This is a genomic window from Psychrobacter proteolyticus, assembly GCF_003350005.1.
Taxonomy (GTDB): Bacteria; Pseudomonadota; Gammaproteobacteria; order Pseudomonadales; family Moraxellaceae; genus Psychrobacter; species Psychrobacter proteolyticus.
In genome coordinates this window covers 43008-58677 of sequence record NZ_QLKS01000004.1, presented here as the reverse complement: position 1 = coordinate 58677, position 15670 = coordinate 43008, and the positions used below count along the sequence as shown (strand labels likewise).

Genomic DNA, 15670 nt, shown 5'->3' with positions numbered 1-15670 from the left:
TTAATCGTGAGTGAATGCCAAACCTTCTTTGATAGTAGGCTGTGCATAGAACGCTGTTAGCATTTCACGAATATGAGCCGTCAACCACGGCGTCTCAAGAGCATCGTGCACGATAGGCAGTAGTTTAGTGCTACATTGCTTCATGGCCGCTTCGTCAATGTGCAAATTCGCCGCAATGGTCGCCATCGTGTCAGCCTGATGATTGGCATACCAAGTATCGATGCTTGCCGATACTAAGCTGTGTAGATACGGTGACAGTCGTAAGCGGTTATAGCTTTGTTGGATACTGGCTTCGATATGGTCAATGCTACTATTACCATGCTCATCGCTTAAGTAGGTTTGCAGCTCGCTGATCGGTTGGTCTTTGATACGCTCCCAGCCCATAACCATCAGGCGCGCCACCTCTTCGTTTGATAAGTGTTCCTGCGCATTGGCTTCGGCTTTGCGCGTCAAATCTTTGATATTGCGATGCAGGTATGTTTGTAGTTTTTCATCGAGGTTTCTGTTGGTTGCCTTTTCAAAAGAGCTGCGCCCAAGCTTCATCAATTTACCAACACCACCTGCTTTATCGAGGGTGCTTTCCATGAAATCGTTGATAGCGTGATAGAGTGTTTGGGTCAACAAATCGGCAAAGGTTTCGTTACCGACCAGCGTATGAATCAATATATTGCGCTGCTGCTCATGGCTACCGATATAGTTAGCCAGAGTTTCGACTTGGGCATCATCGACCAGCTCAGATAAAGGCACACTGTCATTGACTGGATGATAAATAATGGTATGCAAAATATCACGGATATCGGTACGCATCACCTCAGTCATCGGCTGATTTAATAGCCAGTCTTTCATCAGCTGTTGTAAATGGTCACAGGTGATATATTTGCTTAAGGGCTGCGCACCAAACCATTGCCAAGCTTCCATCGCTAGTGGCTCAGCTTGATTGTGCAACCACTGCTGCATAAAGTTAACTTGAGCATCGATCAATCTATCTACTGTCAAACGGCTGGCTGATGGCTCTTTTGACAAGTTAGTGTCTGCGTTGTCACTTTTAGTCTCTGCATTAGGCATTTGTGTTTGGCTATCTGGTGAAGTCGGCATAGGTTTTAAAGTCATATTTTAAAGTCGTATTTTTTTGAGGTCGTACTTTTTGAAGTCAGAGTAATCGACAATTTGTTATACTGTGTGTTTGTAGCGAGCATAGGGTATTATGCCACGAACATTGCCTTTGTTTGTGATGAATATTGACTGCTGCTTGATAAATAACCAGGGGTTTTGATGACGGTTTTGGATACGCCTTTACTTGCACTTGAGGAGCTGACGGTTCAGCGCGGTGAGATACCGCTGTGCGAAGGAGTTGCGTTGCAGCTATCTGCTGGTAGTATTTGCCATCTAGTCGGAGCAAACGGGACGGGAAAGACCACGTTACTTATGCAGTTGGCTGGATTGTTACCTGTTTTGTCAGGTGAAGTTACTTATCAAGGACAATCGTGCCTGCCCATCCAGCCTTTATATGTCTCGCACCAGTTAGGCATCCATCCAAATCTGACAGTGGCACAAAACCTGACATTTCTACTGAACTTATATGGCATCACGCCAAGCGCTGCTGATATTGATGATGCGCTCACATGGGTTGGACTACAAGGGTTTGAAACGATCAGCTCAAGTCATTTGTCCGCTGGGCAAACGCGGCGCATCACGCTGGCACGATTGTACTTGTTAACTCCTGATGTGACACCGCTCTGGTTACTTGATGAGCCTTTCACGGCGCTGGATGTTGATATGGTGGCACGTATGGAAGAGCGGTTATGCGAATTTGCACAGGCTGGCGGGTCGATACTAATGACCAGTCATCAGGCAGTCAGTGTCGCCAATCAGGTGCTCGATTTGTCAGATTATATGGTATAAGTTTAACTGCTATCAGTACCATCAGTATACGTGCAAGGACAAATAATGACAGACAGTCCAATACAAGTAGGATCAGTAGCAGCCATGAATAAAAGTCCAAATGCTATTGTTGCAGTGCCTCGCAGTATTGGCTTCCTGCAGCTATGGCGACGCGAATGGCAAGTCAAGCAGCAAGGAGCGGTACAATGGTTGTATCCGTTGGTATTGTTCTTAGTGATTATTACTTTGTTTCCGCTGGCAGTCGGTAGTGAGCCTGCGCTATTGCAGCGTCTGGGCGTATCAGCAGTGTGGATTGCTGCATTGCTGTCACTGGTAATGGGCGTTGATGGATTGTTCAAGCCTGCGCTTGATAATGGTACGCTTGCGCAATTGGTCGTGGCCAAAGCGTCACTACCGCTATGGGTGCTGATTAGACTGGTCATTCACTGGATTTTTAGCAGTGGTATTGTGGCAGTGCTTAGCTTGCTTGCCGTGCCGTTATTTCAGCTTAGTTGGTTTGAAGCGTGGATATTGATGGCTTCTATTGTGACAGGTAGCCCGATGCTCTTAATGCTATCCGCGATTGCCAGTAGTTTGACGCTATCGTTAAAGAATGGGGCAGTATTGGTGCCTTTGATTGCTTTACCGATGCAGTTGCCAGTCTTGATTTTTGCTACGGGTGCGGTTGATTTATTTGCCTCTGGGCTGAATGGTTTACCTATTTTAGCCTTATTACTAGCAGGAAGTATTGTTTCTGTCTTGGTCATGCCATGGGTGATTGCTACAACTTTAAAAATGTCATGGCTTAATTAAACGATTTGCTTGTTGCAATCCTAAAGTCCAATTGTCGAAATTTGGTTATCTAAACCCAGTTATCTAAACCTAGCCATCTAAATCCAGTCATCGAAATTTAGCTATCTGCATCACATGTATTAACATCGTGGTGAAAACTGGCAATTTTGCTATAATAGTCAATTGAATACGTAAACAGCTCTTTGTAGATTCTATCCAGTGTTTAACGCCAGCAGGTGAGTTGATAGTGGTGCTTTGGTAGACCGCATCCTTTATCGCCAGTAAGCTGTGTAATAGGTTTCTTCCCATGCCCAACCTGAATAACGTCTCATCCCCTAGCTTGTGGCAGCGCATTTGGCAGGGTTTCTTGACCACTGTGGGTACCAAGCAGTTTTTTCGTATCTTTAGCCCTTGGGTCAAGTGGTTAGCGATATTGGCCAGTCTCTGTTTGCTCATTGGTAGCGTATGGGGCCTTGCTTTTGCGCCGCCTGATTACCTTCAGGGCAATAGCTATCGCATTATCTTTATCCATGTTCCAGCGGCCAGTCTTGCCATTTCTATCTATTTTTCCCTTGCAGTTCTGGGAGTGATTTATTTGGTATGGAAGATTAAGACGGCCAGTCTGGTCGCGCAGGCACTTGCCCCAATGGGGTTTTTACTGTGTGTCATCAGTTTGCTTACAGGCTCTATCTGGGCAAAACCAACATGGGGTACTTATTGGGTGTGGGATGCACGCCTTACATCAATGCTGATATTGGCGTTTTTATACGCGGGCGTGATGGCGTTGTTTGCCGCGTTTGAGCATACGGCCAATCGTGGTAAAGCGGCTGCTATTTTATCTATCGTGGGCGCAGTGAATCTGCCTATTATCAAGTACTCAGTAGAGTGGTGGAATACCTTGCATCAAGGTGCGACCTTTAGTTTGACCGCCGCACCGAAAATGTCGGCAGATATGTGGATGCCCTTGCTACTGATGATTATTGGCAGCTATTTACTGGTTGCGACATTAGCGATTTATCGTACTAACACGCTGATTTTATACCGTGATCAAGGCAAAGCGTGGGTCAAAGAATACATTCGTGGTCAACACAAATAACGGCTAGGAAAATACTATGCAGCCTTACTTTTATAGCGTATCTGAGTTTTTCGCCATGGGTAAGCATGGGGTTTTTGTGTGGTCATGCTGGGCGATAACGATCGGCGTGATGTTGGCATTTATTATCTATAGCCGCAGACAGCGACAGTCACTTATCAAACAGCTGACCATCCAGCAAGCGCGACAAGCACAACGGACGACCAAAACCTCAACGCCTGCGACTAAACGACCTGAATAAAAAATCATCTTAATATCATGGGTTTAGCGTAAGAAGCCGTATCCTTACACTGACAAAAATATGACCTTATAGGCAGTGATGAGGCTTATTGATTTGTCTGAAAAATGCTACCATATAGCGATTAGAAGAGTACGATTAGAAAGACATTTTCAAAACGTTTTTCTAATGGTAGTTTCTTCAAAATTTTCTGTTTGATAGATTGATTATGGTTTATAAAACAGTGACTCATTAATGGGGTAGTGGTATGAATGCAGTTCGTCGGAAAAAACTGACGTGGGTTATGTTTACGCTGGCAGGTGCAGCAATAGCAGTTATGTTGGTTATCTATGCCATCGGGCAGCAAACTGACTACTACTTTGATGCAACCGCTATTGCTCAAGGTGAAGCGCCTCAAGACAAACGTATTCGTGCTGGTGGTATGGTGGTTGCAGGCAGTGTGCAGCGTGCAGCAGACAATCCATTAAATGTTGAGTTTGCGATTACTGATTTTCAATCGACAGTGCCAGTGACTTACCAAGGTATTTTGCCAGACCTATTTGCTGAAAACTCAGGCGTCGTAGCCACGGGTAAAATGCAAGGCGATACTTTTGTCGCTGGGGAAGTATTGGCTAAGCATGACGAAAACTATATGCCGCCAGAAGTCGCTAAATCTATGAAAGAGAATAATCGCAGCGGAGCGATACCTTCTTCTGAACAGTATAATCCTGCTGAAAAAATCCATGAGACCGAAACGCTACAGCAGTAATGATTATGAGTTTTCATACCATATAAAAAAGCCACCGATTATCGGTGGCTTTTTATTTTGCTGCGTTTAGCTAATCAATTAATCGTACTTATTAACCCTGTTAGTCATCCCATACTGGGCTATAGTCAGGATGTTCAATTTTACGACCATCAGAGCTAGCTAAGTTGCCGATTTTTTCTAACTCATCTGCACTTAACTCAACTTTGATGGCATCTAGATTGCCTTGCAAGTGATCAGGATTAGACGTTTTCGGAATAGCCACACGATGCTTGTCTGATAGGATCCAAGCTAGTGAGATTTGTGCTGGTGTTACGTTATGCTTATCTGCAATCTCTTTAATTACTTCGTTATCAAATACATCACCACGCGCTAATGGCGAGTAGGCTTCTAGTAGAATATGATGATTATTCAAAAAGGTCTGCAATGTGTTTTGCTTAATGAACGGATGAAACTCTACTTGGTTGACGACGATAGGCACATCAGCATATTTCTTGGCTTCAATGATATTAGCAATATTGAAGTTTGAAACACCAATATGACGCGTCAAACCTTGCTTTTGGAGTTCACACAGCGCAGGAATGGTCTCAGATAATGGCACGCGGTCATCAGGCCAGTGCAGTAGTAATAGATCGACATAATCTGTACCCAAATCTTCTAAAGAACGTTTCGCTGCGGCGACCAGTTTTTCTGGTTCAAATTTCATATCATCTGGAAAAATCTTGGTAGTTAAAAAGAATTTATCGCGAGCTACGCCTGACTGTCTGATGCCTTCACCAACTTCTTTTTCATTGCCATAAGCTTGAGCGGTATCAATATGCTCATAACCCATTTCTAACGCTTTTTTGACCACGTCTACACAATCTTGTCCAGTTGATTGCCAAGTACCTAAGCCTAAGATTGGAATATTTGCTTGTCCAGCGGTACGAATATTATAGTTTTTAGCGCTCATATTATTATCCTTGTTATGTGTATCTTATAATTTTTCATTAGTTTTAAATGTCATCAATAGTATGGTCTAACGAGTGAATTACTATTGAGCTTGTCCACTATAAGAAAAACTAAAGACAAGTGGAAGCGTGAGTGACGGTTTCCTACAAAGGGCAAACAGGCTGTAACGTGATTTTTGATATTTATTTGATAGTTATTTAATACTTAGTTAGTCTTTTGATAACGGTATTGGAAAACAGCACTCCCAAAATTAAAGACAAAAAAACACCCATCACTTTAAGTAATGGGCGTTTCGATTAATCATCAGACCTGAAAAGCTAGGTATTTTGATTTAAAGTCTTATTGAGCAGCAGCTTCTGGAGCGTCAGCGCTTTCAGTTTTAGCAGCAGTGTCCGTATGTGCGCTATGATCAGTACCCCAGATTTTTGGGTACTTGTAGCCAGGGAACGTTTCATGAGCGTACTTTTTGAAAGCTTCTGAGTTATAAGCGTTGGTCACATCTTCAACCCATTTTTTACCAGTATCAGCAGATTTGATCGCTGACCAGTTTACATAAGCAAAGCTTGGCTCTTGGAACAATGCTTCGGTCAATTTGATACCAGAGTCAGTAGCATAGTTACCGTTGATAACTGCGAAGTCAACTTCATCACGTGCGCGTGGTAATTGAGCAGCTTCTAGCTCAACGATTTCGATATCGTATTTGCTGTTGTCAGCAATATCAGCTTTTGACGCAGTCAATGGATCGATGTCGTCTTTTAGGGTAATCCAACCAAGATCATCCATCATTACCAAAGCACGAGCAAAGTTACTTGGATCGTTTGGTGCAGAAACACTCATACCTTTGAATGCAGCGTCAAGACTGGTCTTTTTACCTGAGTAGATGCCAAGTGGAGCCGTTGGTACTTGGAATACTTCAACCAAATCAAGGTTGTTTTCTTTTTTGAAGGTATCAAGGTAAGGCTTATGTTGGAAGATGTTGATATCCAAATCGCCTTCAGCCAATGCAAGGTTAGGACGGACATAATCAGTAAAAGCAATCAACTCAACTTCATAACCTTGAGCTTCAAGCGTGCTCTTTACTTGGTTACGAACCATATCAGCAAAATCGCCTTCAGTCGTACCGATAACAATTTTGGTATGGTCAGGATCGATATCGCTAGCGGCAGTTTCTGCAGTGGCACCCTCGGTTACTGGCTCTTTAGTCGCTTCTGGCGCTGATGAATTGCTGCAACCAACTAAGACTAGACCTGATACACCAACAGCAGCAAATGCGGTAGCTAACTGACGGCTGATATCTGTTAATTTCATAATATGTCCTTAATAATGAATGGGGTTGAGTAAAACGTTTATCGTCTGAACATTAAAAAAGCAACATTATAAATAGTAATGCTGCTTTTGTTGTAAGAGCTGAGATAAGGGTTGAGTGTTGCCAAAAATAAACCTAGTCGCTCGTAAAGTCAAGTATTCTCTAAAGCGGTTTAACGTTTGTCTAAACGATTGGCGAGCCAGTTACCAGAGGCTTGAATCGAGACGACCATGATTGATAATACAATCACGATAAAAATCATTACCTCGGTTTGATAGCGATAATAGCCATAACGAATGGCCAAATCACCCAAACCGCCACCACCAATCATACCAGCGGCTGCTGAATAAGAGAGCAAGCTGATACAAAGAATAGTGACTGACAATACTAAACCTGAGCGAGCTTCATTAAGTAGTACTTTAATAATGGTAAAAGGTCGTGCACCCATCGATTCGGTTGCTTCGATAATACCGCGCGGCACTTCACGTAAATTTTGCTCGACCAAACGCGCAAAATAAAACGAACCAGCGATAGCCAGTACCAGTGATGCAGCGATCGGTCCGATACCCGTACCAACGATGGCCTTAGTAAACGGACTCATTGCAATCATCAAAATCACGAAAGGGAAAGCACGCATAAAGTTGGTAATACCGCCAAGCACACCGTACAAAGTCTTGTTTTGCAAAAACTGGCGATCACTAGACAAAAACAAGAATACGCCAAACAGTCCACCGATGACGATTGCGACTGTGGTGGAAATACCGAGCATCACAAACGTATCAATAAACGCGCTTGCGATCTCTTTGCGTAACACAAGCAGCTTGTCTATAGAGGCGGATAATTCAGTACCAGTTAACATATCTATTTCTCCTGCCTCATTAGTCCTCGACGACTAGGCCTTTGCCAATCGGGGTGGTTGCTTGAATCAGACCGTCTCGCACATCCGCAACTTCTAATAGTTGTCCTTGATGCAATAACGCTGCGCGATCACAAAGTCTACGAATAACACTCATCTCATGGGTCACGATGACGATAGTCACGCCAAGCTGCTCATTGATATCGCGCAGACAAGTCAGCAAACTACGGGTCGTGGCAGGGTCAAGCGCACTGGTTGGCTCATCGGCCAACAATACTTTTGGACTAGGGGCAATCGCGCGGGCAATACCCACACGCTGTTTTTGTCCACCTGATAGCTGCGCAGGGTAGTGGCCAGCACGATCGGTCAGATCGACAATCGCAAGACAATCCATGACGCGCTTATGAATGTCGCGACTTGGATAACCAGAGATTTTTAAGTTAAATGCCACGTTGTCAAAAACCGTTTGATTAGACATCAGATTAAACTGCTGAAAAATCATCCCGATATTATGACGAGCAATACGCAGCTCACTGGCAGACAGCGTGGTTAGGTCAGTACCGTCTATCACGACTTGACCCGAATCTGGACGTTCAAGCATGTTAATTAGGCGCAATAAGGTAGATTTACCTGCGCCTGAATAACCCATTAGACCAAAGATTTCGCCTTGTTTGATAGTCAGAGATGTCGGCTCAACAGCGGTAAACCAATGTGGTTTGCCGTCTTTGTCTTTGATTGATCGGTCGCTTAAAAAACTTTTGGTCACATCGTTTAAGACAATCATGTCATTCATGGAGGGCTCAAAATTTAATAAATTTTTTAATGGTTAAAAACGCGTCATCAGGCCTCTTTCAATATGTAAGAAGCTCGTCAAAACGACAATAGTCAATAACCGTATAATAAGGGGCGGTAATATAGCATATTATCGGGCACTTTGGATATGCACATACGTGTCCGGCTTATGATTAATAGCTATTAAGAATAAGCAGTTAAAATGGCAAATGTGAAGGCGACAGCGTAATAGCTATCTATATAACGATGGGGATTGATTACTCGTGATAGTTGTAATGAGGGTCATGATGAATTGGAATAGTCACTAAAAATCTAGTATGACCATTTAGCGTATCTGTAATAATGCGCCCTTGATGAGCGGTAACGATTTGTGAGACTAAAGACAATCCTAATCCAGAGCCTTTGTTTTTCTGCTGTAAACGTACAAATGGACTGAAGACTTCTTCTCGCTTGCCTTCAGGGATACCAGTGCCTTCGTCGATTACAGCTAGCACGGCATATTTTGGCAGAGGACGTTCAGGTTCAGTTTTGGCTTTCTTCATATGTTTAGCAAATAAGCCCTCTTTACGCACAACTGCGCCTGAGTTCTCATTATTTGAGCTATTAGATTTGGCGTCATCTTTCGTATTGTTTGAACCGTTATTTTTAGTAGCGGCATCAGTAGTAGAACTATCTGATTTTTGAGCACTATCATTTATAAGAGTACCAGTATTCTCGCTTTCTACGTTGCTTATAGAGCTTATTGACGTTACTTCAGTCACGTTAGCATTGTTAGTATTATCGGCGTCATTAGTAGGTTCAGTAGAATCTGGAACAGCCTTCCAAATAACCTTTTTAATTCTGTCGGTCAACTCACTGGTAAAGCTGTAATAGTCAGCAAGTAGTGATGATTCGCCAGTAGTAGTTTGGGGTTTGCTAACACTGTCTATTAAGCTTTCATCTGAAAGGTCATTATCAATACTGGTGTCATCATCGCTATCGTTGTTCTCATTGCTGGCAGCTATATCTTCACCGTTTTTGTAGATAGTCGGCGTCGGTAGCTCTGCTATCGAGTCAGTCGTTTCTGATTTATTTTTATCAACTGAACTAGTAGCTTCATGTTTAGCAGTTTTGTGTTCAATTACTTTGGCATCAGCGTTTTCTTCATAATCGTCAAAGTCTAAACTGTTGTAATCGACAAAACTGCTGCATAGCACTGTTTGTAATAGATAGTCAGGTAAAGTTCCGGCTTCTTCTATGCTCTGAACACCATATAGTAATACCGTAACAGGTGGCTTGCCATGTAGCATAGCGTTGGTAAGTAAGTTACGAATCACATGAGTCAACATTGATGATTGACCATCTATCACGATGTGCTCACCAATCAACGTGGCTTCAGGATAGTGCTGACGTTCTTGATTTACTAGATCATACAAGTCTAGTTTTTCAACTTGCTGTAAGGCATGTCCTGCATCCAAACGGCTAACCAGTAATATACTTTCTACTAAGTCATTAAGACCTGACAAGTCTCTGTTGATAGCCTGTGCCCGTTTATCGAACTTTGCTTTAGTATCAGTTGGCAACGCACCAGCTAGCATATCCATCATTTCAATCTGTAGACGGATACGTGTAATCGGTGTGCGTAGCTCATGAGAAGCATGTGCTAATAGTAAATTATTGGCATCAATTAAGTGTTCAATTTTTTGTGCCGCTTGGTTGAATCCGCGTGCTAATGCAGCGATTTCATCATTACCACGTGCATTCACTCGCACCGTAAAATCACCATCACCCAATTGAGTCATTTGTTGGCTCAACTGGTCAATACGCCATGTCATCGTGCGGGCAATTAACCATAGTACACCTGCCATAATGAGCAAGAGTAGTAGCGTACCAGTGAACAAGTTTAAGGCTGCAGAAAGGACAGGTTTTTTAGGCGTTAGACGTGATTCATACAGTAAGGTATAACCTGTACTGCTATATACTTGAGCTTGCTTGGTAGGTGATGTATCTGCAAGTGATGGAAAAACACGTGAGAACAAAGAAGGAGTAGGGGGAAGCTCTAGGGGTAGGTCACTGTTGTCAGTTTGCATGAGCAGCCGACCTTCGCTGTCATACAATCCCATTTTTGCTTGCAGTGATTCATCAAAAATATCGAAGCTTTTCTTAACGACAGCCAGCATGAAACGCGACTGCAAACGATTGTCTTTGCTGATGGAGATATTTAATTCGTGCAAGAATGGATCGATCTGTCCCAGAATCTGTGTGGCTAATATCTCTGAGCGAATACCCGCATCTTTATCATGAACAAGTTGGGTCAACAGCACCATTGCCACAGCAAATAAAGTAAGTGCCAGCATAACGCTGGCAAATAGTTTGGCAAATACGGAACGAAAACCCAATTGCTGCATTAAACGATCTCTGTTATTAAACGCTTGTACTGACTCATGGTATAGAGTTTACACCATGAGTCAGCTAATTAGGCATCCTTTATAATTACACCTGATCAGTGGCAAATTGATAGCCGACGCCGCGTACGGTAATAATACGTTTTGGCTGACGTGGATTGTCTTCAATCAAAGCACGTAGACGCGAAATATGTACATCAATCGCACGGTCGATGTTGTCTGAGCTGTCATCATTTGGCATCGCTTGCCAGAGTTGCTCACGATTCAACACCTTGCCAGAATGAGTGGCGAAGTAGTGTAACAACTGAAACTGATGCGTGGTTAGACGTACTGGTTGGTCATCTATAGTGACTTCATGACTATCAGGGAACACGCTTAAACGACCAAAAGTGAGGCTGTCTGATTGGCTATCGGCTTGATTTGGTTGCTCATGACGACGAATAACAGCACGGATACGAGCTAAAAGCTCACGTGGCTCGAAAGGCTTGGCAATATAATCGTCAGCACCCATCTCCAGCCCCAACACGCGATCGGTTGTATCGCCTTTTGCGGTCAGCATGATAATAGGTACTTTATTAGTCATGTTATTCTTGTTACCACGAATCTTTTGGCATACTTGCATACCGTCCATATCAGGTAGCATAAGATCCAAAACAACCAAGTCAATATCGCGCTCTTTAGTATCCAATAAGTCGAGACCTTCCTGACCAAGACCAGCATGATGGACATCATAATAGTTCATGGTCAAATAATCGCTGATCAGCTCAGCCAAATCTGGATCGTCTTCAATCAATAAAATCTGCTTACTCATGGGGTGTCCTCTAATTGTTATTGTGATTTATAAAAAGTATAACGTTTCTGGTAAGGATAAGCTGTTGGTAATAATAAATAGTTAAACTATTAAGCCTCTACGTTTTCAAATATACAGAATAGCGAATAATTAAATGCGAGTAGTATTTCAATACTCGGATAATGCTATATATAGTAGGGCCATATTGCCTAATTATGCTGTTACAAAACAAGAGAAGCTTTGTTAATGTTTCTACCAAATGTAACTGTCAGCATAAGCTATTATGACACAATGACTTTTTTACCTTTAGAATCAACAGGTAAGTCAGCCAAACAAATCAAGCTATCATTGCTTACACCTGCTATCAAATACTGCTGCGTAGTAGGATCGTATTCAACTACCTCAATAGGTTGGCGCGTCAAACGCTGATCTTGTCCGATTATCCAAACATTTGCAGTCAATGGTTGTCGCGGCATATAAGGAGGAGTTTGCAACTCTGTCAGATCAACATCATGTAGCGCGCGCTTAGGTACGATAGTACCGACATCTATTTGACCATAATTGACGCGGCCTGTGACTTTCATATTTGGTAATAATTTATCACGACTTACTTCATTGTCGATGACATTAACATAGACCAAGAGATGCTTGGGCTGACTGGTCGATACCAGTTTGCTGACTTGTCCCGTAAATTTATCTGAGATACCTTCGGCGGTAAAATTTACTGTCTGGCCAACTGAAAGCTGCGGTTTTGCTTGTATAGGAAGGTTGGCTATAAAATAAAGTTTAGTTTCATCACTGATTTGCAATAAAGGATCACGAGCTGCTAGCTTTTGCCCTGCATTAGCAGACAAACTTTCCACCCGACCCGCAAAGCTGGCATGAATCGTAATTAAGTTATACTGCGCACCTTGTTTAGTGGTATTTATTTCTACGTCGTGATTACTAGGATTTTTGCTGTCAGCCTCTATTGCAGAGTTTGCTTCTGACGTTTTATCACTATTACTATCAGTTTTTCTTACAACAGCGATGTCGGATTCAGCTGGTGCGGATTTGATCGTAGACTTAGCATCATAATGTTGTATATTTTCTGAATTGACCTGATTAGCACCGTCTGATTCTAGATTTTGTGCAGGATTTTTTAAATCTTCAATATTTCTAGCAGTGCCTACACGCCTAAAGACCAGCAATGGCGTGCCTTTTTCTACCCATTGACCTTCAGTGACCAGTGTCTTTTCTATAAGAATCGGATGTACCGCAACAAATGTAGTCTGCTTGATAGGTTCAATATTACCTTGTAATCCGAGACTCGGCTGATACCTTGAAGGTTTGATACTCAAGATATGTTCTGGCGTCATTGTGACACTATCACTTGTGATGATAAGTGGCGTGTCGGCAGTCTCTTCTTCAGCATCAGTAACTGCTGATTCATTGATAGGTGACGGCTGACAAGCAGCGATAAATAGCATACTAAGTAAATAGAGGCTTTTTCTTAAATGTCTAGAAGCTGTCATAGCAGTCACCATTGTAATCGTCATATCATTATATAGTGAATTGTAACGCGGTGGAACGACTGTAAGGTATTTACTAAACTTAAGAAAACTGATGGTTTAAATACTAGACAGAGTTGAAATTACATCTTTGATATATAAGAACAGCTATTTTTGCTACTAATGAGTTCGAACATTATTTTGCTAATCACTGGAAAAGTGAAAGTAACTATGCTAAAACAAACACTACAGAATATATTGATACATTTTTATTACAAATGAAAATTATCCTGCAACGTTTAAATCGATTATATATAATGCGCAGATTTCAAAGACTTACTATTTCATACTGTGGGTTATGTCGACTTTGATAGCGGTTTTTAAGCGATTAACTATATTGAGCATTAATATGAGTCCACTCATGCTTTATGAATACGGATCATTATATTTAGATATCTAAGTTCAAAATTTTATTTACTGAACTTATTCATTATAAAGTAAGTATAGTTATAGTAGTCTATGTGTCAACACTATACTGAGTGGAAAGAGGTCGCACGGAAAGGCTTAATTTTTTGATAAGTTTTTATGCCAACTAATTCACTTACATTCGTCTAATATTATGTGATATAAACATCTAAGCGTGTTATATAATATTTACATTAGCTAGTGGCGTTACAAATAATAAATAGTCGTTTATAGGATAATGAAAATGGAAAATAATTTTGACGGTTTAAAAGTAATGGTAATTGATGATTCAAAAACCATTCGCCGTACTGCGGAAACTTTATTACAAAAAGCGGGCTGTGAAGTAGTGACTGCCATAGATGGGTTTGATGCGTTAGCAAAAATTGTAGATAACAATCCAGATATTATTTTTGTCGATATCATGATGCCTCGTCTAGACGGCTATCAAACTTGTGCTTTGATAAAAAACAATCCTGATTACGCTAATAAGCCAGTAATCATGTTGTCATCTAAAGATGGTTTATTTGATAAAGCGCGCGGGCGCATTGTCGGCTCTGACGAGTATTTGACTAAACCATTTAGCAAAGACGAGCTTTTTGATGCCATCAATCAGTATCGCTAATCGATGGTTAGTATCACTTTAGATTATGCATTATTGAGACATTACGATTAAAAATTAAGACTCATGTAGTTTAAGTAACAGTTTTGAATCGTTTTTATTAAACAATAGATCCTCATGGATTAGTTAGAAAATAAAGGAAATGCCCATGGCTACAGTTCTAGTCATTGACGACTCGCCATCAGAAATGGCGAAATTTCGCGATATTCTTGCCAAAAATAATTTTCAAATTTTAGAAGCGACAAACGGTGAGCAAGGCTGTCAGATGGCAGCTGATCACTTGCCAGATGTTATTCTGATGGATGTAGTGATGCCAGAAATGAACGGTTTCCAAGCTACAAGAAAAATTACTCGTGGCAAAACGACTGCTCATATTCCTGTCATTATGATTAGTACTAAAAATCAGGAAACAGATAGAGTATGGGGTAAGCGTCAAGGCGCCAAAGAGTATATGAACAAACCAGTTGATGAAAATGGATTGGTCCATATGATTCGCAAAGTGATGGAGTAATTTGTGGCTTCTAGAGGATTTATTGAGCTTCTGCGTCTAGCTGACTTGGCACGGGCACGTAAAAGTGGTCGCCGCGGTGGACAAGCGTTCGATTGGCAAGGTGTGGTATTTGAGGTTGGGGGGCAACGTTTAGTTGCTCCTATGGGTCAGGTATCAGAAATATTATCTATGCCAGAATATACTACGTTACCTCTAGTAAAGCCTTGGATGCTAGGCATCGCTAATATTCGTGGCCGCTTATTGCCCTTAACAGACTTATCACATTTTTTGCAAGTACCGAGTCGCCTAACGCAAATGAGCCACCGAAAAATTATTGTCATTGATTATGATGATAATTTTTCAGGTTTATTGGTTGATCAAGTACTTGGTATTGAACAGTTCACGAAAGAACAATATCGTCCAGAAGCCATCGACCAAGAGTCGCCATTTGCGCCTTACAATCATGGTAAATTTTTTAAAAATGAGCAAGACTGGTATGTATTCATGCCAAGTTTGCTTGTGCAGGATCCTCAGTATGCAGATGCTGCGATATAACTGTCGAGTATAGGGTACTTGTCGACTAAGTAACGACAGGATAATAGCGACTGACAAAATACGATTCGATGTCAGCATTTATACAGGCTTTGTTAATCATTGTTTTGATAACAATAAGATTGTCAAAGTCAGTCACGATTAGACTTTGACGATTGTTTGAAAGGAATATGTAAGATGAGTGATTTTATAAAAAAACCTGTAGCTGGTATGGCCAAAACAACAG

General features: G+C 41.7%; 16 protein-coding genes. 8 read left to right on the top strand and 8 right to left on the bottom strand.

What is annotated here, in order from left to right; genetic code table 11:
- Positions 1 to 1110 carry a hypothetical protein gene (locus tag DXK30_RS10055; protein WP_227670774.1) on the bottom strand — a complete coding sequence of 370 codons (1110 nt, stop codon included), beginning with the start codon at positions 1108 to 1110 and terminating at the stop codon, positions 1 to 3.
- A 162-nt stretch (positions 1111 to 1272) separates the two neighbouring features.
- Here DXK30_RS10055 and ccmA point away from each other — a divergent pair, with 162 nt between their 5' ends.
- From ccmA to ccmE, 5 genes are all read left to right on the top strand, one after another.
- A complete protein-coding gene (gene ccmA / locus DXK30_RS10050) occupies positions 1273 to 1902 on the top strand; it encodes a heme ABC exporter ATP-binding protein CcmA (RefSeq protein WP_114701596.1) in 630 nt (209 codons plus the stop codon).
- 84 nt (positions 1903 to 1986) lie between these two features.
- Positions 1987 to 2694: a heme exporter protein CcmB gene (locus tag DXK30_RS10045; protein ID WP_114701652.1), complete on the top strand. Its 708-nt coding sequence runs from the start codon at positions 1987 to 1989 to the stop codon at positions 2692 to 2694.
- Between the two features lie 286 nt (positions 2695 to 2980).
- Positions 2981 to 3769, top strand: a complete 789-nt coding sequence (ccmC, locus tag DXK30_RS10035) for a heme ABC transporter permease CcmC (protein ID WP_057761594.1) — start codon at positions 2981 to 2983, stop codon at positions 3767 to 3769.
- Between the two features lie 16 nt (positions 3770 to 3785).
- Positions 3786 to 4007 (top strand): heme exporter protein CcmD, encoded by a 222-nt coding sequence (gene ccmD / locus DXK30_RS10030; RefSeq protein WP_114701594.1) that lies wholly within the window; start codon positions 3786 to 3788, stop codon positions 4005 to 4007.
- 244 nt (positions 4008 to 4251) lie between these two features.
- The gene (gene ccmE / locus DXK30_RS10025; RefSeq protein WP_114701593.1) at positions 4252 to 4752 is read left to right on the top strand and encodes a cytochrome c maturation protein CcmE; all 501 of its coding nucleotides are present in this window, start codon (positions 4252 to 4254) and stop codon (positions 4750 to 4752) included.
- A 100-nt stretch (positions 4753 to 4852) separates the two neighbouring features.
- Here ccmE and DXK30_RS10020 read toward each other — a convergent pair whose 3' ends face one another.
- From DXK30_RS10020 to DXK30_RS09990, 7 genes are all read right to left on the bottom strand, one after another.
- The gene (locus DXK30_RS10020) at positions 4853 to 5701 is read right to left on the bottom strand and encodes an aldo/keto reductase (RefSeq protein WP_102091823.1); all 849 of its coding nucleotides are present in this window, start codon (positions 5699 to 5701) and stop codon (positions 4853 to 4855) included.
- Positions 5702 to 6039: 338 nt separating this feature from the next.
- Positions 6040 to 7008, bottom strand: a complete 969-nt coding sequence (locus tag DXK30_RS10015; protein WP_114701592.1) for a MetQ/NlpA family ABC transporter substrate-binding protein — start codon at positions 7006 to 7008, stop codon at positions 6040 to 6042.
- A gap of 170 nt (positions 7009 to 7178) precedes the next feature.
- On the bottom strand, positions 7179 to 7865 hold the full coding sequence (locus tag DXK30_RS10010) for a methionine ABC transporter permease (protein WP_114701591.1): 687 nt from the start codon (positions 7863 to 7865) through the stop codon (positions 7179 to 7181).
- Between the two features lie 19 nt (positions 7866 to 7884).
- The gene (locus tag DXK30_RS10005) at positions 7885 to 8655 is read right to left on the bottom strand and encodes a methionine ABC transporter ATP-binding protein (protein ID WP_057761581.1); all 771 of its coding nucleotides are present in this window, start codon (positions 8653 to 8655) and stop codon (positions 7885 to 7887) included.
- Positions 8656 to 8911: 256 nt separating this feature from the next.
- On the bottom strand, positions 8912 to 11041 hold the full coding sequence (locus DXK30_RS10000; RefSeq protein ID WP_114701590.1) for a sensor histidine kinase: 2130 nt from the start codon (positions 11039 to 11041) through the stop codon (positions 8912 to 8914).
- An 85-nt stretch (positions 11042 to 11126) separates the two neighbouring features.
- Complete coding sequence (locus DXK30_RS09995; RefSeq protein WP_057761578.1) at positions 11127 to 11849, bottom strand: response regulator transcription factor; 723 nt, start codon at positions 11847 to 11849, stop codon at positions 11127 to 11129.
- Between the two features lie 260 nt (positions 11850 to 12109).
- Complete coding sequence (locus tag DXK30_RS09990; RefSeq protein WP_114701651.1) at positions 12110 to 13342, bottom strand: efflux RND transporter periplasmic adaptor subunit; 1233 nt, start codon at positions 13340 to 13342, stop codon at positions 12110 to 12112.
- 685 nt (positions 13343 to 14027) lie between these two features.
- On the opposite strand from DXK30_RS09990, the gene pilG reads away from it, so the two are divergent.
- From pilG to DXK30_RS09975, 3 genes are all read left to right on the top strand, one after another.
- Positions 14028 to 14405 (top strand): twitching motility response regulator PilG, encoded by a 378-nt coding sequence (gene pilG, locus DXK30_RS09985; RefSeq protein WP_114701589.1) that lies wholly within the window; start codon positions 14028 to 14030, stop codon positions 14403 to 14405.
- A gap of 145 nt (positions 14406 to 14550) precedes the next feature.
- Entirely contained in the window at positions 14551 to 14913 is a 363-nt protein-coding gene (locus DXK30_RS09980) for a response regulator (RefSeq protein ID WP_114701588.1), read from the top strand.
- 3 nt (positions 14914 to 14916) lie between these two features.
- Complete coding sequence (locus tag DXK30_RS09975; protein WP_114701587.1) at positions 14917 to 15447, top strand: chemotaxis protein CheW; 531 nt, start codon at positions 14917 to 14919, stop codon at positions 15445 to 15447.
- Positions 15448 to 15670: the final 223 nt, after the last annotated feature.